This window comes from Streptococcus parasanguinis (assembly GCF_009717775.1).
Lineage (GTDB): Bacteria > Bacillota > Bacilli > Lactobacillales > Streptococcaceae > Streptococcus > Streptococcus parasanguinis_AG.
The window spans coordinates 664,719-686,210 of the sequence record NZ_WMZF01000001.1 but is presented as its reverse complement, the minus strand read 5'-3'; the positions used below and the strand labels follow the sequence as shown (position 1 = coordinate 686,210).

Sequence of the window (21,492 nt, the reverse complement as noted above, 5' to 3'; positions counted from 1 at the left end):
CAAGAAGCGAAAGGAAAACAAATGGCAATACTCGTACTCGGAGGAGCTGGCTATATCGGTTCCCACATGGTCGACCGTTTGGTCAATGAAGGACAGGAAAAAGTCGTCGTGGTCGATAGCCTGGTCACAGGCCACCGTGCAGCGGTGCATCCAGATGCCGTCTTTTACCAAGGAGACCTGGCGGATCAAGACTTTATGCGCACTGTTTTTAAGGAACATGCAGATATCGATGCGGTCATCCACTTTGCTGCCTACTCACTGGTCGCTGAATCCATGGCCGATCCATTGAAATATTTTGATAACAATACAGCAGGCATGGTCAAGCTCTTGGAAGTCATGCATGAATGTGGAGTGCACTACATCGTCTTTTCTTCAACTGCTGCCACCTACGGCATTCCAGAAGAAATTCCGATTCTTGAAACCACTCCACAAAAACCAATCAATCCTTATGGCGAAAGCAAGCTCATGATGGAAACCATTATGCGCTGGGCCGATCAAGCCTACGGGATCAAGTACGTGCCCCTTCGTTACTTTAATGTTGCGGGTGCTAAGCCAGATGGATCCATCGGAGAAGACCATGGACCAGAGACCCATCTCTTGCCGATCGTCTTACAAGTAGCCCAAGGCAAACGCGAGAAGATCTCTATTTTTGGAGATGACTACAAGACACCAGATGGGACCAATGTTCGGGACTACGTCCATCCATTTGACTTGGCAGATGCCCATCTTTTAGCAGTGGAGTATCTGCGTAATGGCAACCCTTCTACCGCCTTTAATCTGGGCTCATCGACAGGATTCTCTAATCTTCAAATCGTTGAAGCGGCCCGCAAGGTGACGGGTCATCCGATCCCACTTGAGCTGGCCGATCGCAGACCAGGAGATCCAGATACCCTGATCGCATCCTCTGAGAAGGCGCGTGCCATCCTCGGTTGGCAACCAAAATTTGACAATATCGAAACCATCATCCAAACAGCCTGGGCTTGGCATTCCAGCCACCCAGATGGCTACAATGATCGATAAGGAGGGACTGCGAACATCATTTTTGAGACTTTTTTAATAACATTTAAAATTACAGTTGATCTTGCCAAATGACTCGTTTCAGACGTTAGTCATTTCCTTAACCATCATAAAAAGTGAGGTATTCAAAATGAATAAAACCACAAAAATGTTAGCCGTCTTCTTGACAGCAGGTCTTCTTTTAGCTGGTTGCGCACAAAAAGAGAGTACAAAATCTACTAGTCAATCGTCTACTAAGGCGACCAGTAAAGCAACAAGCAAATCATCCGCCAAAGAGAAGACAAAAGAGTCATCAACTGATGAAAGCAAAAAAGAAGATGCACTAGCAGGTGCACAAAAGACTGTTCTCGAAACGAGTGATGAAGCAGGTAAGTCAACTATCACCTTGTATTACAAGGGAGATACCTTGTTATTACAAGAAAAAGTTGATGATTACGACGTCTCAAAAGTGCCTGGTGAGAACCCTCTTGAAACCATGAAAGAAGCCGTCGCTAAGAGCCAAGAAAAATTCAAAGATCTGATGGGACATGGATTTGAACTAACATCAGAATACAAAGACGGAATCTTTTATATCCGCAATACCATTGATTACACAAAAATCGATTTTAATAAATTAAAAGAAATCGTCCCAGGCTTTAATCCCCTAGATGACAAAACAGTCAGTTATTCAGTAACGAAAGACAGTCTTATCAAGGGCGGTATGGTCGAAAAATAAACCAAAAAGAGAGCAGCTCAGTTTGCTGCTCTTTTTTGTTTTCGTATGAATTCATGGGTATATTTTGGTAGAATAGGATTTAAGGAAAATAGTGAAATGGATGAACACGTCATTATGATAGCAGGAGCATAGGGTGAATATTCTTAAAAAAATTGAAGATAAAACATATCAAAATGAGGACTTAATATATAATATAGATTTAAATCCTATAGTTTCTTATCATATTATCAAAGAAATTGTTAACAGCAAGAACAATGATATTAACGTTATTGATAAATTAATAGAAATTTCTGTCAGACTGTCTGTCAATGATTCAGTTTTAGGTCCAATTTGTTTAGGTCATATGTCTTTAGCTGCGTTAAGAAAATTAGGAATTGATGTAAGGAAAGTTGATAATCATTCAGCTATTTCTGATTACGATTGGGAATTAGTTGATAAATTTTATCACGAAAATGGCTGGTGAGAGAATAGATTATTTCTAGAAATAGGAAAGTCAATTCAATTAATTGTATACTAAATTGAAAGAATACAGAGGACGCTGAGGTATAATTGATGAAAAGAACCTATTCCATAGTCTCTTTAGGAAATGAGCAAACAGATCAGATGCTGATTTTGAAGTTTACTGATCGAAAATTTCAATCGTTGTCAGACTTTTTAAATTCTGAGGTTCATAATTTTTACCATCATATTTATAAAGAATTGGAGGCGGTTGTTACTGGTCAAAAAGAAGAATCAGACTTTGGCGGTAATATGCTAAATATTGATATAGGTAAAAAAGAGACAGAAGTATATTATCAAATGGATGATGAAAGACTTGGAGATCCTTGCTTCATTTCAACCGAAGAACTGTATAAATTAGCGATTGAGTAGAGAAAGTAGTGGGACAGATAGTTTTCTGGTAATTATCAAAGAATTCGATGTCAATAAAAAACTACCATTCCGAGAAAGAGATAGTGAGAGGTATGAAATCGTGAAAAATAGAATTCATTACATTACAAAACTTGAATTGAAAGATCGATTGACTTTCAGTGGCTTTGTAGCAATTTTTGATGGGAAGCAGATCCAAAACAAAGAAGAGCTATTTCATTTTCTTGAAAAAATTGTCGGCCTTCCCGATGCGAATAATTGGTCGTCTATTACGGATTGGCTAACGGACCTCTCATGGATAAAAGCTGAAGAATACAGCTTTATTTTTGAAAATTATGATAGTTTCTTAAAAGATGACTTATCTTCTAAAGACTTATTTTTAGAAATTTTGGAAGAAAATGTTCTTCCTTGGTGGGAAAGTGATGTTGAAAAACATGTTGTTGACGGTAAGGTCAATAGTTTTCAAGTTTACATAGTGGAAAATTAAAAAATGGTACAAATTTTTATGGAGCTGCTTTAAGGTAACATAATCTTTATCAAAAAGGTAAATCTCGGGGCCCTGAACGAATAGTCATTGGTGATGATGGTTCAATTTGGTTTATTGAAGATCACTATCAACCATTTAATAGAATACGGTAGCATATGATTAGAAAATTTACAGAGAAGCTGATCAAGTTTTATTACCAAATCCATGGCCATTAGACTGGATAGTTGATATACGAATTGTACCAAGTAAGGTTTTGAATTATGAAAAATAAATATAAGAAATATACAGACAAATTACAAGATTTAATTGACTTAGAATATCCAAGTCAGAAGTTATACCCGGGAATTATACAGGATATATATAACTTAACTAAGAGTATAGGAAGAGGAGAAAATCTCGGCGATATTAGTTTTTTTAGTTTAGCAAGAAGATTTGTAGATGAAACTATGGATTATAAAAGCGAAATTTTAGTAGTCTTAAAACAATTAGAGAAAGAGTTAAAAAAAGAAAATTGATGGACAATAGATTAATTGATTTGATAACGAAACTAAGAATTGATTCCAATTGCTGAGAAACAGTGGATCGAATCTGAAGGTAAACTTCCAGATGATTCTGTATCGCCACTTAAGTAAGGAAGGTATAAAATGAAACCAACAAACCTAGAATGGGAAGATGTTATTCAATTTGAGGAAATAAAAGGTTATGGTCAGCATATCTGGAGAGATGGTAATCATTTTTATTACGTTACTGAGGAGGGAGGAATTGCCCCTCAGCGTGTAGTTTATGAATTACCAAATGAGCTGTTTGCCTTATTAGAAAGTGGAGAGAGATCGCTACTCGAAATATCTTGGAAGATTAAGACCGATCGTTGGCCACCGACGGAAGAAGAAAAGAAAGCTAGTGAGAAACAATTTGTATTAAAAGGCTTAACTCCTTTAATAGCTAGTCCTAAGAGTTGGGAATTATTTACTCAGGAAGAACTTGAAAGATTAATTCCGCTTGCTGAACAAAAATGGATTGACTGGAGAGGCAAACTTCCAGATGATTATGTATCACCATTGAAATAGCTAGCCTGCGTAGAACTTGTTTAGACACTGTTAGTTGTGGACAAGTTTTTTTAATTTAGGTACACTAAATGAATCTCTCCCAAAATGTGTTGAAAATATAGATAGAACCCCGGCCTTCTCTTAATGCAAGTGCGGGAAGAGTTGTTAAACTCACCCTATAACCCTCTCCTCAAGCTATTCCATTTAACACCCTAAGTTTGGTATGAATGTCGCAATGATCAATAATAAGGAACTCAAGTCAGTTGGCTTGAGTTTTTTTGTGTGGGCGAATGTGCTGAGAATACCACTAACTAGGCTTTTTTATAGCTGTGAAAGATGTTATAATATGAAAAAATTTAAAGGAGAAATGAATGGGAGATAAATACACAGTAAAAAGTGATCTTTCGGTGGCTGCTAAGCATGCTACTGCAATAGGATCTGCCAATAATCATTCAGCTATTACAGTTCAAAGAGATGAACAAACGACAGTTGCTGGTAATAATAGTGCCAAAAATGGTATTAGTCAATTTGAGAATCTTCAGACTCAACTATCGAATCATATTGTGAATATGATTCAAAATATCCATAGCTTGGCCGACCAATTTGAAGATAAGGACGCCATGATTCGTCAAAATTTAAATATTTTGAATACCATTCAGTCTAAGCCGTCATTCTCAAATGAAGCGAAATCAAAATACTTAGATGTGTTAGAGGATTAGATATGAGTGCAGAAGAGACATGGAATAAACTCCATGAGAAAGAACGACAACTTTCAGATAAGGAGTGGGACTTATATCAGCGGATAGAAAAATTAGATTCGAAAAAAATGGAAGTAATGGATCAGCTGTTGAATGATTCTCATTGGTTAAATGATCTAGATTTTCTTTTCGAAGGTAGCAGATATCAAATTCAAATGATGGATGACCAGTTAGAATTCCAGCATCAAGTGAGAATAATGGAATACAGTCTGGATGAAGAATTAGAAAAACTTCGGAAAGAACATAAATCTATTGAAATGAAGTTAGATTCGATTCACCAAGAAAAAAGACGATTAGTGACGGAGGAAATCACATGAGTATAGATATGTATCTAGAATCCGCCAGAAGCCAGGCAACTAGTTTATCTAGTATATCCGCCCAGTGCGTGCAACAGAATATTGAATTGATTAAAGTTCTTGAAAATTTTGTAGCTGAAGAAGAGTTAAAAGGGCATGCTTACGACTCAGCAAAAGCGCATATTACAAGTACTGTAATTCCATTAATCCAAGGGATTGTCTTGTACCAAGAATCACTGGCGGAGGAGTGTCAAAAATTTGTCAGTCAATATACCTCTGATGTAGATAGTAAAAGTTGGCGTCAAGTGGATTTAGAAGAAAAAATTAGGGAAGCAGATCAAAAGATTTCCAGTCTAAGACAGTTAATGGAAACAAAATCGGATAATAAGATTTCAGCTTTACTAAATCTTTCGGTATCCATAGCCGTATTTGAGGGAGTAAAACAAAAGTTACAGAAAATATTGATTAGCCTGCTTACTTATAATGCAGTCTCTCCAATTATCTTTTTAAATTCAGAGCGGTATTTATTGGCCGTTCAAAACGGGTTTGCACAAGTTGCACAATCATGGGATGCTGCTAGTGGAACCTACTTGCCTCCAAGTAATGGAGCTGATCTATCATGGAAGCAAACAATATCTTTAGGATGGCAAAAACGACAAGCCATTCTGAATAAAGTGAAGAATCCGAAAGTTGAAACGTTAGATGAAAAACTTTCAAAAATGTCACGTGCAGAACTGGAGGAAGAGTATGGTTCTGTAATTCAATCATATAAAAGGTTTCTTACAATGGGACAAGGCGATAATGTGACTGCTACTATGGATTTTGAGGATGTGAAACTAATTTGGAAGCGATATAATGAAGTGAAAGATGATCATTTAGGATTATTACCTTCAGAATTAGCCAAGGTGGACCCGAAATTTAAAAAACGTATTGATGCAATGGATCAAGAAGCGTTAGAAGAGGCCTATCCAGAACTTAAAACATTGATCTCCATGGCTCATGTGAATCCCTATGCACAATTATTTAAATCTGAAACAGAACGCGCTAATTATGATTACCTACTAGATCGCTATTTCCTTTTAGATAGTCAAAAAATGCTTAGTTGGCGAGATCCCGCCTTTCAAACTAAATATGATTATTATATAATTGAAGAAGGAATTGATCCTTTTACAGGCAAACCTGCTACACAGGAAGAAATCAATCGGGCAAAAAATATCAAAAAGGTGAGAACTGTTACTGAGAGCTTCCAACTGGCAAGTACCCTGTATACCTCTTATGTTGGATACAATCAGTACTACAATAAACCCTATACAACGTTCTCGGATGTATTTAGTAAAGTAAAAGGGAAAGTTCCATTCTTCAATAGGAAACCAGTAATTCCTGAGGTAAACCCTAAGGTAGATACCAATGTTAAAACTATAACAGAACCAGCAAAAACTTATGATCGTGAACGTATTTTACGAAATATAGAAGAGAGCAAAATTGCTAGGGAATCCAGTAACTTTGACCAATATTTGTCGAAGGAGAAATTCCAGAAGACCTTGATCGATATGGAACCGGGGGATCGTCAGAGATATCTTCAATGGCACAAATATGCGGAGGCAGGTATAGACCCATCCGATAGAGCTAAATTGAGAAATTGGGCATATCCACCTGATCCAGAATTTTATCTTAAAAATAAAAATGTATACGATAATCCAGATTTTTTTAATCAGTTAACAGGGAATACAATTTATCCAGGGACTCCGGAAAGTGCCTTAGGAAGAGTTGATGGTAGTATACATAAAGATGGATTTTTGGATGGGAAATACAAAGAATCTGTAATATTACCCGGAACCCGAATAAATAGAATTGGTTCTAATCCGACAGGAAGATATTTCTCTCCTGAAGGAGCAACTTTTGGCGAGAAAGCTTTACCTCCTTTTATGAAACTCCAACCGAATTCAGATTACATTGTTCTGAAAGAAATACCAACAAAAGTAGGATTAGTTGCCCCATGGTTTGATGAACCAGGTATGGGTATTCAATATTTTACATATTCAACGATTGATGAATTAGAAAAAGGTAGATTTTTACTTAGATTGAAATAGGGATAATAAAATGATAATAAAATTAAAAAACAAAATTGAATCCGAAGTTGCAAAAATTGGAAATTTAAAATTAGATGAATTTGGAATTTATTTTTCTGAACAACCTTCCTACTATCCGGAGGGAATTTCTGTAATAGAGGATGGAAGTGGAAGATATAATCTAGTCTTTACTGAACGAGGGGAAATAACATCCGAGATTTCTAAATTAGATGATAACGAGGTAACTTATCAAATTTTAAAGATAATCATTAAAAATATTTCATCACATAACATTGAAGAAAAAGATGTAGATTTAATTGATAAATTGATCAAAAATAATGAATTTGAAAAAGTTAGTCAATTGGTTGAGAGAATACAAGAGAATAGATATAGATATGAAAAGGAATTATTTGAAAAGATTAATCCATTATATACTTCATGGTACGAAAGAGAGCATGAATAATTCGTATAATTCCGATTGCTGAGCAAATGTAGATTGATCAGAGGGGTAAACTTCCAGATGATTATGTATCGCCGCTTAAGTAAGGAAGGTATAAAATGAAACCAACAAACCTAGAATGGGGAGATGTTACCCAATTTGAGGAAATTGAAGGATATGGAAAATCCATTTGGAAAAATGAGGACAAATATTATTTAGTTTTAGAAGAAGGCACCGTAGCTTCTTGATTAGTAGTCTATGAACTACCACAAGAATTATTTGCTCTATTAGAGAGTGGAGAGAGAACACTACATGAAGTTTCCTGGAAAGTTCAGAATGACTGTTGGCCACCGACGGAAGAAGAAAAGAAAGCTAGTGAGAAACGATTCATAGAAGAGAGTCCTACATCATTAATTGATTTACCTGAAACTAGAGAGTTATTTACTCAGGAAGAGCTTGAAAGATTAATTCCAATTGCTGAGCAAATGTGGATTGACTGGAGAGGTAAACTTCCAGATGATTATGTGTCACTACTTAAGTAAAAGAGATATAAAATGAAACCAACAAGACTACAATGGGAAGTTGTTATCCAGTTCGAAGAAGTAAAAGGTTATGGTCAGCATATATGGAGAGATGGCAATAATCTTTATTACGTTACTGAGGAGGGAGAAATTGCCCCTCAGCGTGTAGTTTATGAATTACCAAATGAGTTATTTACCTTACTGGAGAGTGGGGAGAGAACGATACGAGAATTATCTTATAGAGTAAAGAACAATTATTGGCCACCAACTGAAGAAGAGAGAAAAGAGTCTAGAAGAAAATTTATAAGTAAATATCCGGCTTCTTTGATAGATGTCCCTAAAAATTGGAAACTGTTTTCTAAGGAAGAACTTGAAGAATTGATTCCAATTGCTGAGAAACAGTGGATTGAATCTGAAGGCAAACTTCCAGACGATTATGTATCACCACTTAAGTAAGGAATGTATAAATGAAACCAACAAGACTACAATGGGAAGATGTTATCCAATTTGAAGAGGTAAAAGGATACGGTCAGCATGTCTGGAGAGATGGTAATCATTTTTATTACGTTACTGAGGAGGGAGGAATTGCCCCTCAGCGTGTGGTTTATGAATTGCCAAATGAGTTATTTGCCTTACTAGAGAGTGGTGAGAGAACGCTACGCGAAGTTTCTTGGAAGATTCAGAATGATTGTTGGCCACCAACGGAAGAAGAAAAGAACGAAATAAGAAAAAAAAGAGCTAGAGAAAAGCAAATTGTGCTGATATCAAACCGTAAAAATCAGTTGCTTTTTAGTAATAAAGAACTTGAAATACTTATTCCTCAAGCCGAACAACAATGGATAGAATCAATGGGTGAACTTCCAGACGATTATGTATCACCACTTAAGTAAAAGAGGTTTGAAATGAAACCAACAAACCTAGAATGGGAAGATGTTACCAAGTTTGAAGAGGTTGAAGGATATGGGAAATCCATCTGGAAAAATGAGGATAAATATTATTTAGTTTCAGAAGAGGGAACTGTAGCTTCTTGGTTAGTGGTTTATGAATTACCCCAAGAATTATTCTCTCTATTAGATAGTGGAGAGAGATCACTACTCGAAATATCTTGGAAGATTAAGCACGATTCTTGGCCACCGAACGTGACACAAGAAGAAGCTAATAAAAATTTCTTTAGGCAATTTCCAGAAGTTGAACTGTAGCTATGGAGCTGTTTTATGGTAACAAAATGGATGTTCATCCTTATCAAAAAGATAAATCTCGGTGCCCTGAACGAATAGCAATTGGTGATGATGCTTCAATTTGGTTTACTGAGGATCATTATCAAACATTTAATAGAATACGGTAGCATATGATTAGCAAATATACAGATGAAGTCTTTACAAAAATTGAAGAAATTTATGGGTTGGTTTTGCCTCTTGAATTTAAGAAAGTATATCGTGATTTTGAACAACTCCCAATTGGATGGCATAACTGGGCAGATTTTTCAAGAGAAAATACTGACTATTTAAAGAAACAAATGAAAGAAGTGATGGGTGAGATGACGGATCAAATAGATGAGATTGAATGGAATGATAACTGGGGAGAATGTCCAAATACCATTCATGATGTTCATCATTTTATAAAAAGTAAAATGAAATCTGCACCAGCTTTAATGCCGATAGTTGGCCATCGATATATTGCTTGTGAACCTACTGCGATTTCGACAGTATTCTCAATTGTTGGATCAGAAATTATTTATTATTCAGCAAGTTTAACAGATTTCTTAAAAGGTAAAACAATAACACAGGAAACTGAGCTAACAGACTTAACACAGATTGCATTCTGGTCTGAGATAGCTCAGTAATTTTGCAATTCAAAATAAAGGATTCTCTATCCTCAAAAGGAATACCATATGTTAAAATTAAGTCGTTTGGTTCAACATCCTTACAATATCAAAGTAGACTACTATACTCCTCTTTCGATTGAAGTAACCAATATACCTCCTTATTCAGATAAGAATTATTTTCGTTTGGTAAAAAGCGAAAACTTGCTCGAAATTGGATTGGATGCAACCTCTTATCAATTAACCAATATTATTCTAGTTCAAGCATCAAACGTCAGCTTAGTTGAGAAACTATCTCTAAAAAACGTAGAAATGAAACAAGGATGCCCTGTTTTTCTTGATGATATTTCGTTTGCCAATGGTCTACATGATCTAGACCAGTCATTTCAAGTTTTCTTATCTAAAGATAAGTTAAAGATCCAGTTAATCAATCTAGAAGAAGTATTTTATTTGGTTAATGGAAGGCTCTATTTAGGATTTTCTCAAGACGAAAGACTAGTAACTATCATACTGCTGGATTTAAATGATGAGGAATATGAAGATTTGAAAGATAGTTTTAAACTTTAATAATTAAAAAACAGTTGATTCTAACTTTACCTAGCAGTAAATAAATAGAAGGATATAGGACGTAACAAATGTTAAAAAGAGAATATGGAATATTTAAATACCCTGACGGTGATATTAGATTATCAATAAAATTTTTGGATGAAAACTATCAAACTTTAGGTGATTTTTTTATCATTGAGGTTCATACTTTTTACCCTCACATTTATAAAGAATTAGAGGCAGTTGTTACAGGTCAAAAAGAAGTTTCAGACTTTGGCGGTAATATGCTCAATATTGATATAGGTAAAGAAGAAACAGAAGTATATTATCAAATGGATGATGAAAACCTTGGAGACCCTTGTTTTATTCCAACTGAAGAACTGTATAAATTAGTTTTAGAGTGGAAAGAAATGGAAGGTAAAATGCGTAGTGGGGAAGATTGTTTTCCAGTGACTTTAGAGGATTAATGATGAAAAACCTCACCCTGTAACCTCTCCTATAGCTATTCCACTTAACACCCTAGGTTTGGTATGAATAGCAACTAGAAGGTTACAATAATCTATAAGAAGGAACTCAAGTGAGTCAGCTTGAGTTTTTTATGTGCGTGAATGAGCTGGGAATACCACTAACTAGGCTTTTTTCTAGCGGTGAAAGATGTTATAATATGAAAAAATTTAAAGGAGAAATGAATGGGAGATAAATACACAGTAAAAAGTGATCTTTCGGTGGCTGCTAAGCATGCTACTGCAATAGGATCTGCCAATAATCATTCAGCTATTACAGTTCAAAGAGATGAACAAACGACAGTTGCTGGTAATAATAGTGCCAAAAATGGTATTAGTCAATTTGAGAATCTTCAGACTCAACTATCGAATCATATTGTGAATATGATTCAAAATATCCATAGCTTGGCCGACCAATTTGAAGATAAGGACGCCATGATTCGTCAAAATTTAAATATTTTGAATACCATTCAGTCTAAGCCATCATTCTCAAATGAAGCGAAATCAAAATACTTAGATGTATTAGAGGATTAGATATGAGTATAGAAGATACATGGAATAAGCTCCATGAGAAAGAACGACAACTTTCAGAGAAGGAGTGGGACTTATATCAGCGGATAGAAAAATTAGATTCGAAAAAAATGGAAGTATTGGATCAGCTCTTAAATGATTCACATTGGTTAAATGATCTAGGTTTTCTTTTCGAAGGTAGTAGATATCAAAGTCAAATGATGGATGACCGGTTAGAATTTCAGCATCAAGTGAGAATAATGGAATACAGTTTGGATGAAGAATTAGAAAAACTTCGGAAAGAACATAAATCTATTGAAATGAAGTTAGATTCAATTCACCAAGAAAAAAGACGATTAGTGACGGAGGAAATCACATGAGTATAGATATGTATCTAGAATCCGCCAGAAGTCAGGCAACTAGTTTATCTAGTATATCCACCCAGTGCGTGCAACAGAATATGGAATTGATTAAAGTTCTTGAAAATTTTGTCGCTGAAGAAGAGTTAAAAGGGCATGCTTACGACTCAGCAAAGGCGCATATTACAAGTACTGTAATTCCATTAATTCAAGGAATTGTCTTATACCAAGAATCACTGGCGGAGGAGTGTCAAAAATTTGTCAGTCAATATACCTCTGACGTAGATAGTAAAAGTTGGCGTCAAGTGGATTTAGAGGAAAAAATTAGGGAAGCAGATCAAAAGATTTCCAGTCTACGACAGTTAATGGAAGTAAAATCGAATAATAAGATTTCAGCTTTTCTAAGTCTTTCGGTATCCATAGCCGTATTTGAGGGAGTAAAACAAAAATTACAGAAAATATTAATTAGTCTGCTTACTTTTAATGCAGTCTCTCCAACTATCTTTTTAAATTCAGAACGGTACTTATTGGCCGTTCAAAATGGTTTTGCCCAAGCTGCACAATCATGGGATGCTGCTAGTGGAACCTACTTGCCTCCAAGTAGTGGATCTGATCTATCGTGGAAGCAAACAATCTCTTTAGGATGGCAAAAACGACAAGCAGTCCTGAACAAAGTGAAGAATCCGAAGGTTGAAACATTAGAAGACAAACTCTCAAAAATGTCACGTGCAGAACTGGAGGAAGAGTATGGAGACGTGATTCAAGCCTATAAAAGATTTACGACTATGGGGCAGGGTGATGTGGTTCTCTCCAAGTGGGATATGAATGATCTCAAATTGTTATGGAAGAGATATAATGAAGTTAAGAATGATCATTTAGGATTATTACCTTCAGAATTAGCCAAGGTGGACCCAAAATTTAAGAAACGTATCGATGCAATGGATCAAGAAGCGTTAGAAGAGGCCTACCCAGAACTTAAAACATTGATCTCCATGGCTCATGTGAATCCATATGCACAACTATTTAAATCTGAAACAGAGCGAGCTAATTATCATTACCTACTAGACCGTTATTTCTTTTTGGATAGTCAAAAAATGCTCAGTTGGCGAGATCCTGCTTTTCAAACTAAATATGATTATTATATAATTGAAGAAGGTATTGATCCTTTTACAGGCAAACCTGCTACACAGGAAGAAATCAATCGGGCAAAAGATATCAAGAACGTGAGGGCTTTTACTGAGAGCCTTCAATTAGCAAGTACCTTGTATACCTCTTATGTTGGATATAATCAGTACTACAATAAACCCTATACAACGTTCTCGGATGTATTTAGTAAAGTAAAAGGGAAGGTTCCATTTGTCAATAGGAAAATTGAAAGTTGGAATCGGAATGCTTCTGAATTCAAAATGTACAATATGGATGACTTAGCAAATCTCAAACATACAGAGAATTTTACTGAGAAGTCTTTGAGTCACATTTTTGAAGGTGATTTAAATAGGAGAGGGCAATCAGGTGGTTATCACTATGATATGGTAGAGAGTACTTCTGGCAGTATCATAGAAGGTACGAAAGGCCCTGACCTAAACGATGCTGGGGTTTATGAGGCAAGGGTAGAAGTTAATGGAATTCCTAAAAAAGCAAATGGAGGCTATTCAACCTTCTTCCCTGACCATATGAGCCCTCAGGAAGTTGTAGATACCATTAATGAGGCATATGAAACAAGAGAATTTAAAATAAAAACAAGGAATACCTACGAAGGATTTAGCAAAAACGGAATGAAGATTACGATGTATTTGGATTCTGATGAAAAGATTATTTCAGCGTATCCTAGCAAATAATAAGTAAATATTGAACTATAAGATGAGAAAGAGGAGAAAAATGTTAAAAAGAGAATACGATATATTCAAATATCAAAACACTAGTACTAGCTTAATGATAAGTTTTTTTGACCCCTATTATCAAACCTTGTGTGAATTTTTTGATACAGAAGTCCATAATTTTTATCCCCACATTTACAAAGAATTGGAAGCCGTTGTTACTGGTCAAAAAGAAGAATCAGACTTTGGCGGTAATATGCTCAATATTGATATAGGCAAAGAAGAAACAGAAGTATACTATCAAATGGATGATGAAAGTCTTGGTGACCCTTGCTTTATTCCAACTGAAGAACTGTATAAATTAGTTCTTGAATGGAAAGAAATGGAAGAAAGAATGAAAAGAGGGGAAGAAATTTTTCCGGTGACTTTAGAGGATTGATGTTCAAAAAACTCTTCTCTGTAACCTCTCCTCTAGCTATTCCACCTATTTCATGCTAGAATAAAGAAAAACACATTTGGAGGCATTATGAATCAGACAGTGACTTATTTGCAGGAATTGACAGCCATTCCTTCACCGACCGGTTTTACACGGGAGATCGCAGACTACTTGGTCAAAACCATTGAAGGCTTTGGGTATGAAGTAACTCGGACTGCTAAGGGTGGCGTGAATGTGACCGTGCCTGGTGTGATCACAGACAAGCAACGCTATGTCACAGCCCATGTGGACACCTTGGGGGCTATTGTCCGCGCTGTGAAAGCAGATGGTCGCCTCAAGCTAGACCGTATCGGTGGTTTCCCTTGGAATATGATTGAAGGGGAAAATTGTACAGTCCATGTAGCCAATACAGGAAAGACCCATTCGGGGACAATTTTGGTCCATCAGACTTCATGTCACGTCTACAAGGATGCGGGAACTGTCGAACGGACCCAGGACAATATGGAAGTCCGTCTGGATGAAAAAGTGACCAATGAGAAAGAAACCCGTGCCCTTGGCATTGAAGTGGGTGATTTTGTCAGTTTTGATCCCCGGACCATTGTGACAGACACCGGCTTTATCAAATCTCGTCACTTGGATGACAAGGTGAGTGCAGCGATTCTCTTGAATCTTCTGCGCGCCTACAAGAAAGAGAAGATCCAATTGCCAGTAACGACTACCTTTGCCTTTTCAGTCTTTGAAGAAGTGGGGCATGGGGCTAATTCTAGTATCCCAGCTGAAGTGGTAGAATACTTGGCAGTGGACATGGGAGCTATGGGAGATGACCAAGCGACGGATGAATACACGGTATCCATCTGTGTCAAAGACGCTTCAGGACCGTATCACTACGAATTCCGTCAGCATTTGGTAGCCTTGGCAAAAGCCCAAGAAATCCCTTATCAATTGGATATCTATCCTTTCTATGGATCAGATGCCTCTGCAGCCATGAGCGCAGGAGCAGAAGTGAAACACGCTCTTCTCGGGGCAGGGATCGAATCTAGCCACTCATATGAGCGGACCCACTTGGATTCTGTAGTCGCAACAGAGCGCATGGTCGATGCCTACCTCAAGAGCGACTTAGTAGATTAAAAATTGGAACTACTTTTGTGAGCTAGTTTGAGAAAGAAAATAATGTTTTTTCTTAGAAAATAACATAAGAAGTCTTTTTATAAAATATCCAGTCCTTATAGTTTTTCAAATCAAAACTGAGACTTTCCGCCGTGAGAAAAGTGCTTGAAATAGAATCATTTCAAGCACTCGGGAGTTTTGAAACTTTAGGTTCAAAACTAAGTCATGGAACTTCGTAGAAGTTCGCTGACGTCCGTACTCACCTAAGGAAAGTCTCAAATAAGTCTTAAAGTTAAATTGATAACTACTCTCCGGAGTAGTTTTTTTATAAACTAAAATTTTCTGAAAATTCTTTTCTTCTGAAAATCTTTGTGGTATAATCTTAAAATAAACTTAAAATTTCTTAAGGAGTTTTACATGAAAAAAAGAAATGTCATTGCACTTGCGGGAGTTGCCCTCCTTTCAGCAGGTATCCTAGCAGCTTGTTCGGGTGGTTCTAAATCATCTAGCTCAAGCAACGGTCAAAAATTCTCATATGTCTATGAGACTGAGCCAGAAAACCTAAACTATATCACATCTGGTAAAGCAGCAACCCACGATATCACTGGAAACTTGATTGATGGTTTGTTTGAAAATGATAAATACGGGAACTTGATTCCATCTCTTGCAAAAGATTGGACAGTTTCGCAAGATGGCTTGACTTATACTTATAAACTTCGTGATGATGCCAAATGGTATGATTCAGAAGGCGAAGAGTATGCAGATGTAACAGCTAAAGATTTCGTCACAGGAATCAAATATGCGGCTGATAACAAATCAGAAATGCTCTACATCATCCAAGATTCTATCAAAGGCTTGAATGACTACGTCAGTGGCAAAAATAAAGATTTCTCAGCTGTAGGAGTAAAAGCAGTTGATGATCATACCCTTCAAATCACTTTGAACCAACCAGAATCTTACTGGAACTCTAAATTGACACTTGGGATCACTTTCCCTGTCAACGAAAAATTCGTAAAATCAAAAGGGGATAAATTCGCTCAAGCAAGTGATACTAGCTCCCTTCTTTACAATGGTCCTTACATCTTGAAGAGCTTTACTTCAAAATCTTCTATCGAAATGACTAAGAATGAAAACTACTGGGATAAAGACAAGGTCTACGTCTCAGATGTAAAATTGGAATTCTACGATGGACAAGACCAAAGTAAATTGGCCAAATCATTCGGTGAAAATGCTCTTAGCTTGGCAAAACTTTTCCCAACTGGATCTGGTTACTCAGAGCAAGCCAAAGAATTTAAAGACGAAATCACCTACACTCCTCAAGATGCTGCTTCTTATGTCATTGGTACCAACATCGACCGTCAATCTTACAAACACACAGCTAAGAAGACCGATGAAGAAAAACAATCTACTAAGAAAGCCCTCTTGAACAAGGACTTCCGTCAAGCGATCAGCTTTGCCTTCAATCGTGAAGCTTATGCTGCTCAATTGAACGGAAAAGACGGAGCAAGCAAGATCATCCGTAACCTCTACATTCCACCAACATTTGTCCAAGCTGATGGCAAGACCTTCGGTGAAATGGTGAAAACACAATTGGATACCTATGGAGATGAGTGGAAATCTACTAAACTAGATGATGGTCAAAACGGTCTCTTCGATGCGAAGAAAGCGAAGGAAGAGTTTGCAAAAGCGAAGACTGCCTTGGAAGCAGATGGTGTGAAATTCCCAATTCACATCGATATGCCTGTGGACCAAACCACTCCATCAAGAGTTCAACGGGTGCAATCTTTCAAACAATCAGTTGAAGAAGCGCTTGGTAAAGAAAATGTCGTCATCGATATCCAAATGCTTTCGAAAGAAGACCTTCAAAATGTGACCCTCTTTGCACCAAATGCGGCTGGCGAAGACTGGGATCTCTCTGATAATGTTGGATGGAGCCCTGACTACCAAGACCCATCAACTTACATGGATATCTTGAAAGCTTCATCTGGTGAAAATACTAAGACTTTCCTTGGATTTGACCCAAGTGAAAACAATGAAGCAGCTAAAAAAGTTGGTCTGTACGACTTTGAAAAGATGATCAAAGATGCTGGTGCAGAAACACAAGACGTCAACAAACGCTATGAAAAATATGCGGCTGCGCAAGCTTGGTTGACTGATAGCGCCCTTGTTATGCCAACTTCTTCATCAACTGGACGTCCATTCTTGACACGTATCGAACCATTCTCAGCTCCATTTGCATGGACTGGTGGTAAAGGAAAAGACCACGTGATCTACAAAGGAATGAAACTCCAAGACAAAGCTGTGACAAGTGCTGATTACAACAAAGCCCTTGAAAAATGGCAAAAAGAACAAGCAGAGTCAAATAAAAAAGCACAAGAAGATCTTAAGAAACACGTTAAATAAGGATCGATAACCGAGGCTGATGCCTCGGTTTTTTTGTGGATCAGATGAATATCTGTTTGATCTTAAAACGCTTACATAGTATAATGGGAGTGTTGATTACAAAAAGTTAGGAGACTGACATGAAAAAGAAAACAATGGTTTCCATTGTCGCATCAAGTTTATTGATCGCACCGATGGTCTTGCATCAAGTAGCAGCAGCAGATGAGCAGACAGAAGAGTTAGCTCCATCGACAGAAGTGGTCCATGCTCCATCTACTGAAGCAACACCGACAGCACGTGACACAAGTACTAGCTCTAGTGAAGAAGGAGCGAGCTTGAGTGAGGCATCGCTGGATCGGACGGCAGTTGCAAATCAAGTAGCCCCTGCTACAGAAGAACACACAAGACAAAGTGAGCCTACGGTCCCAGTAGCAAGTCCAGCAACAACCAACAGGGAAGCTGCACCTCAATCTGCTCCCAGTTCAGAAGCTCCGGCAACAAGTAATGATTTAGCAAAGGTTACAGGTAGCACCCTTGCAGCTGATCAGGCCCCTAAAGAGTTGACGGTCCAAGATGCTGTTAATGGCTTGCTTCAATGGGCAGCAACAGATCCTAGCCAATTGGGCCAAAGCCAAGCAGATCGCGAACGCTTTGCCAAGAGTTTAGGCTTGATTGAAAAATCAGAAGATTTGACTCGTAAGGTTAGTCAGCCAGAATTGGCCAAGATGTATGAAACAGCTAAGAAACTCTACGATGCCTACCGGGCTGAAAAGAAAAGCCCGCTCTTTTTAAATGGTCGTGCCCAGCCGATTTTCCCTTATACGACGGGAGAAAAAGCAGACCAAGACTACAAATATGAAGACAGCCAAATTGTACGCTTCCCTGTCTATGTCGAAACGGACTACGACACCGACGCAGATGGCAAGCCTGACTTAGTCAAAGCCATTGTTCAACTACCAAAAGCAGTAGCGCAAGGTGATTTTAAGGCAGCCACTATTCTGGAAGCGCGCCCTTACGTAGCGGGGACGCTTGATGAAAACTACGTGACCCTCGAAAGTTTGGGGCTTCCAACGGACGGTAGCTATGACATGAAGAAACTGCACAGCCAACCTGCAAAGAGACAGCCAGTAAGCAGTGAAACAACAGTAGAAGCAGCCAAAAAAGCCAAGGCATCGGATTGGTATTACTACAGTCCCTACGAGTATATCTATGACTACGAAGATCTGAACTGGTACGACTATTTCTTGGTCAGAGGCTATGCCTTTATCTCGAGTGCGGGACTTGGTACCAAGGGATCAGAAGGATTTAACACCACAGGTTCTGATCTCGAAATCAATGCCTTCAAGAATATCATCGAGTGGGTCAATGGCAAACGCAAGGCCTACACCGATAAGACTAGCAATGTTGAAATCAAGGCCTACACCGATAAGACTAGCAATGTTGAAATCAAGGCAGACTGGGCAACAGGCAATGTCGCTATGACCGGTCTCTCCTGGGCTGGAACCACGACCTTTGGTGTGGCAGCGACAGGCGTAGAAGGCCTAAAGACCATCGTTCCAGCAGCAGGGATTGCCTCTTGGTATGATTATTTCAATAGCCAAGGAACCCAGTTTGGCAATGCGCCTTATAGTGATCTTTCATGGCTATCCCTCTACGTTAGCACGCGGATGCTGGACCAAGACGACTGGGCAGGGATTTGGCAAAACTATTCCAACTACATCAACCAATTGAACAAGGACCAGTACGCCCATGATCGTAACTACAGTGATGTCTGGAAGGAGCGGGATTATACCCTTCATCCGGAAAATCTCAAGACCAGCGCCCTGATCGTCCATGGCTTGAATGATGACAATGTCAAGACCAAACACTTTGAACTCATGTACGATGCCCTCAAGAAAGCAGGCCAAGATGTCAAGCTCTATCTCCACCAAGGAGATCACGTCTATCCAGCGGCTATGTCACGGGGATACGGCATCACCGCCAATGGTCAGGACTTTTATGACCTGCTCAATACCTGGCTGACCCATTACCTCTACGGAGTGGACAATCACGTCGAAAGCTTGCCAGCGGTCCTAGCTCAAAACAACTATGATCCAAGCAAGTGGACCAGCTATGATAACTGGAAGAGCAGTCAACGTCTCTTCTTGAATGCAAGCTCGAAACGTCTAGAAGAAACCATTTCTAGTGATTATGCGGCTGCAGGTGTTGAGATCGCTAACCGTAATGAAACTGTCAGCAAAGCCTCCTCTAAGGCCAATCTGACCTTCGTTTCTGATGTTACTGAGGACACTACGATCAAGGGCCACATCCCTGTTCATTTCAAGGCAGCTCTTGCCAAGGGTCAAGGAAAGAATTTCCAAATCAACGCCCTCTTGGTAGATGTGGCAGATGAGGACTTTGACGTGGTAGGAAATGGTAGCGTCAAGCAAGATAAAACGGCAGACGCTTTCTGGATGGGAAGCAATTTAAGCAACCTATCTGTTGCCGAATACGAAACCATCAAGACCAAGTACAAGGTGATTGCGAAAGGCTGGATCAACCTTGCGAACCCTGAGTCTGGCTACGATTCAGCAAGCTCACGAGCTAGCATCGAGCCAAAAGTGGGAGAATACCACGATTATACGGTCTATCTCCAACCAAATCTCTATACGGTTAAGAAAGGTCACAAGTTAGCACTTGTTTTCAACACCTATGACCCATCTGATTTAACGGTGGAGCATCCATATGAAGTGACCTTTAAGACAGATTCTATCCAGGCGGCGATTCCAATTGTTGAAAAGACCCGCGCCCAAAAGGCAGCTTATGTACCAAGTGCAACAGATACAGACTATGCGAATTTACCAGAAGTTGAAGGTGCTGCTCTAGTCGCTCCAGAAGTGCACTACAAGGAAGAATATAGGCTTCCAAGCCCAGAATCCTTTGTCCAACCAAGCCAAACTCTTCCTGAAAAAGCAGAGCAGATGCAAATAGGATCAGCAAGACAAGAGCACTCTCTTCATACACTAGCTGTATCTTATGGACCTCAATTTGTTTCACAAGGATTGGCAGAAGATCCTCAAGCTGCAACTCTTGTAGTGGGAGGAGAGAAAGCAGATCATACGCTTCCTCAAACAGGGAGCAAAGACCATTCTCTGGGTCTCTTAGGGGTGATTAGCCTAACAGCTTCTAGCCTCATCTTTTGGCGCAAAAAGAGAGAAGATGCCTAAGGACTCCCCGTAGCAAATATTTCTAAAATGGCATCTTTTAGTGTAAAATAAAAGTAGAAATGCAGAATCAGTAGTCACTACTGAAAAAGGAGGAAATATGGCACACATAATCACAGATGCAACTTTTGAACAAGAAACCAGCCAAGGCCTTGTCTTGATTGACTTTTGGGCAACTTGGTGCGGTCCATGCCGCATGCAAGCTCCAATCTTGGATCAGTTGGCAGAAGAAGTACATGAAGATGATTTGAAAATCTGTAAGATGGATGTCGATGAAAATCCAAATACAGCGCGTCAATTCGGTATCATGTCGATTCCAACTCTTCTCTTTAAAAAAGATGGACAAGTTGTCAAACAAGTGGCTGGAGTTCATACGAAAGCCCAATTGAAAGAAATCATTGCAGAATTGAGCTAAAAAGAAGACTCGTTTTCCAAACCGGAAAACGAGTTTTTTTGATGCTCTTTATTTCTTTCAAATAGACGCGATACCCATTGACAGCGCTTTCTTATAGTGCTAAAATGAAGCTGTATTTCCTATAAAATTTTTACAGGAAAAAATTCTCCTAGGAAGGTGTAGATCCTAGGAGAAAAT

At 38.3% G+C, this 21,492-nt stretch carries 23 protein-coding genes and 4 pseudogenes; all 27 read left to right on the top strand.

Annotated elements, in window-relative coordinates; translation table 11 throughout:
- Window positions 1-21 precede the first annotated feature (21 nt).
- The 27 genes and pseudogenes from galE to trxA all read left to right on the top strand — a co-directional run bounded on the left by galE (window position 22) and on the right by trxA (window position 21,315).
- The gene (gene galE / locus GMC92_RS03560; RefSeq protein WP_049517998.1) at window positions 22-1,020 is read left to right on the top strand and encodes a UDP-glucose 4-epimerase GalE; all 999 of its coding nucleotides are present in this window, start codon (window positions 22-24) and stop codon (window positions 1,018-1,020) included.
- A 127-nt stretch (window positions 1,021-1,147) separates the two neighbouring features.
- Window positions 1,148-1,732: a DUF1307 domain-containing protein gene (locus tag GMC92_RS03555; RefSeq protein ID WP_155199739.1), complete on the top strand. Its 585-nt coding sequence runs from the start codon at window positions 1,148-1,150 to the stop codon at window positions 1,730-1,732.
- A 133-nt stretch (window positions 1,733-1,865) separates the two neighbouring features.
- Window positions 1,866-2,195: a hypothetical protein gene (locus GMC92_RS03550; protein WP_241672881.1), complete on the top strand. Its 330-nt coding sequence runs from the start codon at window positions 1,866-1,868 to the stop codon at window positions 2,193-2,195.
- An 86-nt stretch (window positions 2,196-2,281) separates the two neighbouring features.
- A pseudogene (locus GMC92_RS03545) lies at window positions 2,282-2,599 on the top strand (hypothetical protein); the annotation flags it as partial.
- A 103-nt stretch (window positions 2,600-2,702) separates the two neighbouring features.
- The gene (locus GMC92_RS03540) at window positions 2,703-3,086 is read left to right on the top strand and encodes a barstar family protein (RefSeq protein WP_338324027.1); all 384 of its coding nucleotides are present in this window, start codon (window positions 2,703-2,705) and stop codon (window positions 3,084-3,086) included.
- A 62-nt stretch (window positions 3,087-3,148) separates the two neighbouring features.
- Window positions 3,149-3,238: pseudogene (locus tag GMC92_RS10925) on the top strand (ribonuclease domain-containing protein); the annotation flags it as partial.
- 108 nt (window positions 3,239-3,346) lie between these two features.
- Window positions 3,347-3,601 carry a hypothetical protein gene (locus tag GMC92_RS03530; protein WP_155199738.1) on the top strand — a complete coding sequence of 85 codons (255 nt, stop codon included), beginning with the start codon at window positions 3,347-3,349 and terminating at the stop codon, window positions 3,599-3,601.
- A gap of 129 nt (window positions 3,602-3,730) precedes the next feature.
- Window positions 3,731-4,153, top strand: a complete 423-nt coding sequence (locus GMC92_RS03525; RefSeq protein WP_155199737.1) for a hypothetical protein — start codon at window positions 3,731-3,733, stop codon at window positions 4,151-4,153.
- Between the two features lie 350 nt (window positions 4,154-4,503).
- On the top strand, window positions 4,504-4,851 hold the full coding sequence (locus GMC92_RS03520; RefSeq protein ID WP_021153438.1) for a TIGR04197 family type VII secretion effector: 348 nt from the start codon (window positions 4,504-4,506) through the stop codon (window positions 4,849-4,851).
- A gap of 2 nt (window positions 4,852-4,853) precedes the next feature.
- Window positions 4,854-5,207 carry a DUF3958 family protein gene (locus GMC92_RS03515; protein WP_155199736.1) on the top strand — a complete coding sequence of 118 codons (354 nt, stop codon included), beginning with the start codon at window positions 4,854-4,856 and terminating at the stop codon, window positions 5,205-5,207.
- Complete coding sequence (locus GMC92_RS03510; protein WP_155199735.1) at window positions 5,204-7,276, top strand: TNT domain-containing protein; 2,073 nt, start codon at window positions 5,204-5,206, stop codon at window positions 7,274-7,276. The genes GMC92_RS03515 and GMC92_RS03510 overlap by 4 nt, the downstream gene beginning before the upstream one ends.
- A 10-nt stretch (window positions 7,277-7,286) precedes the next feature.
- Complete coding sequence (locus GMC92_RS03505; protein ID WP_155199734.1) at window positions 7,287-7,718, top strand: hypothetical protein; 432 nt, start codon at window positions 7,287-7,289, stop codon at window positions 7,716-7,718.
- 95 nt (window positions 7,719-7,813) lie between these two features.
- Window positions 7,814-8,236 (top strand): annotated as a pseudogene (locus tag GMC92_RS03500) (hypothetical protein).
- A gap of 12 nt (window positions 8,237-8,248) precedes the next feature.
- Entirely contained in the window at window positions 8,249-8,671 is a 423-nt protein-coding gene (locus tag GMC92_RS03495) for a hypothetical protein (RefSeq protein WP_155199733.1), read from the top strand.
- Between the two features lie 11 nt (window positions 8,672-8,682).
- Window positions 8,683-9,105, top strand: a complete 423-nt coding sequence (locus GMC92_RS03490; protein WP_155199732.1) for a hypothetical protein — start codon at window positions 8,683-8,685, stop codon at window positions 9,103-9,105.
- 12 nt (window positions 9,106-9,117) lie between these two features.
- A pseudogene (locus tag GMC92_RS03485) lies at window positions 9,118-9,399 on the top strand (hypothetical protein); the annotation flags it as partial.
- 164 nt (window positions 9,400-9,563) lie between these two features.
- The gene (locus GMC92_RS03475) at window positions 9,564-10,058 is read left to right on the top strand and encodes a hypothetical protein (RefSeq protein ID WP_194210437.1); all 495 of its coding nucleotides are present in this window, start codon (window positions 9,564-9,566) and stop codon (window positions 10,056-10,058) included.
- A gap of 48 nt (window positions 10,059-10,106) precedes the next feature.
- A complete protein-coding gene (locus tag GMC92_RS03470) occupies window positions 10,107-10,604 on the top strand; it encodes a hypothetical protein (RefSeq protein WP_155199730.1) in 498 nt (165 codons plus the stop codon).
- A 68-nt stretch (window positions 10,605-10,672) separates the two neighbouring features.
- Entirely contained in the window at window positions 10,673-11,050 is a 378-nt protein-coding gene (locus tag GMC92_RS03465) for a hypothetical protein (protein WP_155199729.1), read from the top strand.
- A 222-nt stretch (window positions 11,051-11,272) separates the two neighbouring features.
- Window positions 11,273-11,620 (top strand): TIGR04197 family type VII secretion effector, encoded by a 348-nt coding sequence (locus tag GMC92_RS03460; protein WP_021153438.1) that lies wholly within the window; start codon window positions 11,273-11,275, stop codon window positions 11,618-11,620.
- Window positions 11,621-11,622: 2 nt separating this feature from the next.
- A complete protein-coding gene (locus GMC92_RS03455; RefSeq protein ID WP_155199728.1) occupies window positions 11,623-11,976 on the top strand; it encodes a DUF3958 family protein in 354 nt (117 codons plus the stop codon).
- Window positions 11,973-13,793, top strand: a complete 1,821-nt coding sequence (locus GMC92_RS03450) for an EndoU domain-containing protein (RefSeq protein ID WP_155199727.1) — start codon at window positions 11,973-11,975, stop codon at window positions 13,791-13,793. The genes GMC92_RS03455 and GMC92_RS03450 overlap by 4 nt, the downstream gene beginning before the upstream one ends.
- A 40-nt stretch (window positions 13,794-13,833) precedes the next feature.
- Complete coding sequence (locus GMC92_RS03445) at window positions 13,834-14,211, top strand: hypothetical protein (protein WP_155199726.1); 378 nt, start codon at window positions 13,834-13,836, stop codon at window positions 14,209-14,211.
- Between the two features lie 87 nt (window positions 14,212-14,298).
- Window positions 14,299-15,336, top strand: a complete 1,038-nt coding sequence (locus tag GMC92_RS03440) for a M42 family metallopeptidase (protein ID WP_155199725.1) — start codon at window positions 14,299-14,301, stop codon at window positions 15,334-15,336.
- Between the two features lie 396 nt (window positions 15,337-15,732).
- Window positions 15,733-17,718, top strand: coding sequence for a peptide ABC transporter substrate-binding protein (locus GMC92_RS03435; protein ID WP_070449107.1), 1,986 nt, complete (start codon window positions 15,733-15,735; stop codon window positions 17,716-17,718).
- Window positions 17,719-17,837: 119 nt separating this feature from the next.
- Complete coding sequence (locus GMC92_RS03430) at window positions 17,838-20,903, top strand: CocE/NonD family hydrolase (RefSeq protein WP_155199724.1); 3,066 nt, start codon at window positions 17,838-17,840, stop codon at window positions 20,901-20,903.
- Between the two features lie 97 nt (window positions 20,904-21,000).
- Complete coding sequence (trxA, locus tag GMC92_RS03425) at window positions 21,001-21,315, top strand: thioredoxin (protein ID WP_049483759.1); 315 nt, start codon at window positions 21,001-21,003, stop codon at window positions 21,313-21,315.
- The last annotated feature ends 177 nt before the right edge of the window (window positions 21,316-21,492 follow it).

Coding starts and splice junctions, on each gene's coding strand:
- GMC92_RS03455 (WP_155199728.1), top strand. CDS start 11,623: ATGAGTATAGAAGATACATGGAATAAGCTCCATGAGAAAGAACGACAA.
- GMC92_RS03440 (WP_155199725.1), top strand. CDS start 14,299: ATGAATCAGACAGTGACTTATTTGCAGGAATTGACAGCCATTCCTTCA.
- GMC92_RS03520 (WP_021153438.1), top strand. CDS start 4,504: ATGGGAGATAAATACACAGTAAAAAGTGATCTTTCGGTGGCTGCTAAG.
- GMC92_RS03470 (WP_155199730.1), top strand. CDS start 10,107: ATGTTAAAATTAAGTCGTTTGGTTCAACATCCTTACAATATCAAAGTA.
- GMC92_RS03525 (WP_155199737.1), top strand. CDS start 3,731: ATGAAACCAACAAACCTAGAATGGGAAGATGTTATTCAATTTGAGGAA.
- GMC92_RS03460 (WP_021153438.1), top strand. CDS start 11,273: ATGGGAGATAAATACACAGTAAAAAGTGATCTTTCGGTGGCTGCTAAG.
- GMC92_RS03430 (WP_155199724.1), top strand. CDS start 17,838: ATGAAAAAGAAAACAATGGTTTCCATTGTCGCATCAAGTTTATTGATC.
- trxA (WP_049483759.1), top strand. CDS start 21,001: ATGGCACACATAATCACAGATGCAACTTTTGAACAAGAAACCAGCCAA.
- GMC92_RS03450 (WP_155199727.1), top strand. CDS start 11,973: ATGAGTATAGATATGTATCTAGAATCCGCCAGAAGTCAGGCAACTAGT.
- GMC92_RS03510 (WP_155199735.1), top strand. CDS start 5,204: ATGAGTATAGATATGTATCTAGAATCCGCCAGAAGCCAGGCAACTAGT.
- GMC92_RS03495 (WP_155199733.1), top strand. CDS start 8,249: ATGAAACCAACAAGACTACAATGGGAAGTTGTTATCCAGTTCGAAGAA.
- GMC92_RS03555 (WP_155199739.1), top strand. CDS start 1,148: ATGAATAAAACCACAAAAATGTTAGCCGTCTTCTTGACAGCAGGTCTT.
- GMC92_RS03475 (WP_194210437.1), top strand. CDS start 9,564: ATGATTAGCAAATATACAGATGAAGTCTTTACAAAAATTGAAGAAATT.
- GMC92_RS03530 (WP_155199738.1), top strand. CDS start 3,347: ATGAAAAATAAATATAAGAAATATACAGACAAATTACAAGATTTAATT.
- GMC92_RS03490 (WP_155199732.1), top strand. CDS start 8,683: ATGAAACCAACAAGACTACAATGGGAAGATGTTATCCAATTTGAAGAG.
- GMC92_RS03505 (WP_155199734.1), top strand. CDS start 7,287: ATGATAATAAAATTAAAAAACAAAATTGAATCCGAAGTTGCAAAAATT.
- GMC92_RS03445 (WP_155199726.1), top strand. CDS start 13,834: ATGTTAAAAAGAGAATACGATATATTCAAATATCAAAACACTAGTACT.
- GMC92_RS03515 (WP_155199736.1), top strand. CDS start 4,854: ATGAGTGCAGAAGAGACATGGAATAAACTCCATGAGAAAGAACGACAA.
- galE (WP_049517998.1), top strand. CDS start 22: ATGGCAATACTCGTACTCGGAGGAGCTGGCTATATCGGTTCCCACATG.
- GMC92_RS03465 (WP_155199729.1), top strand. CDS start 10,673: ATGTTAAAAAGAGAATATGGAATATTTAAATACCCTGACGGTGATATT.
- GMC92_RS03435 (WP_070449107.1), top strand. CDS start 15,733: ATGAAAAAAAGAAATGTCATTGCACTTGCGGGAGTTGCCCTCCTTTCA.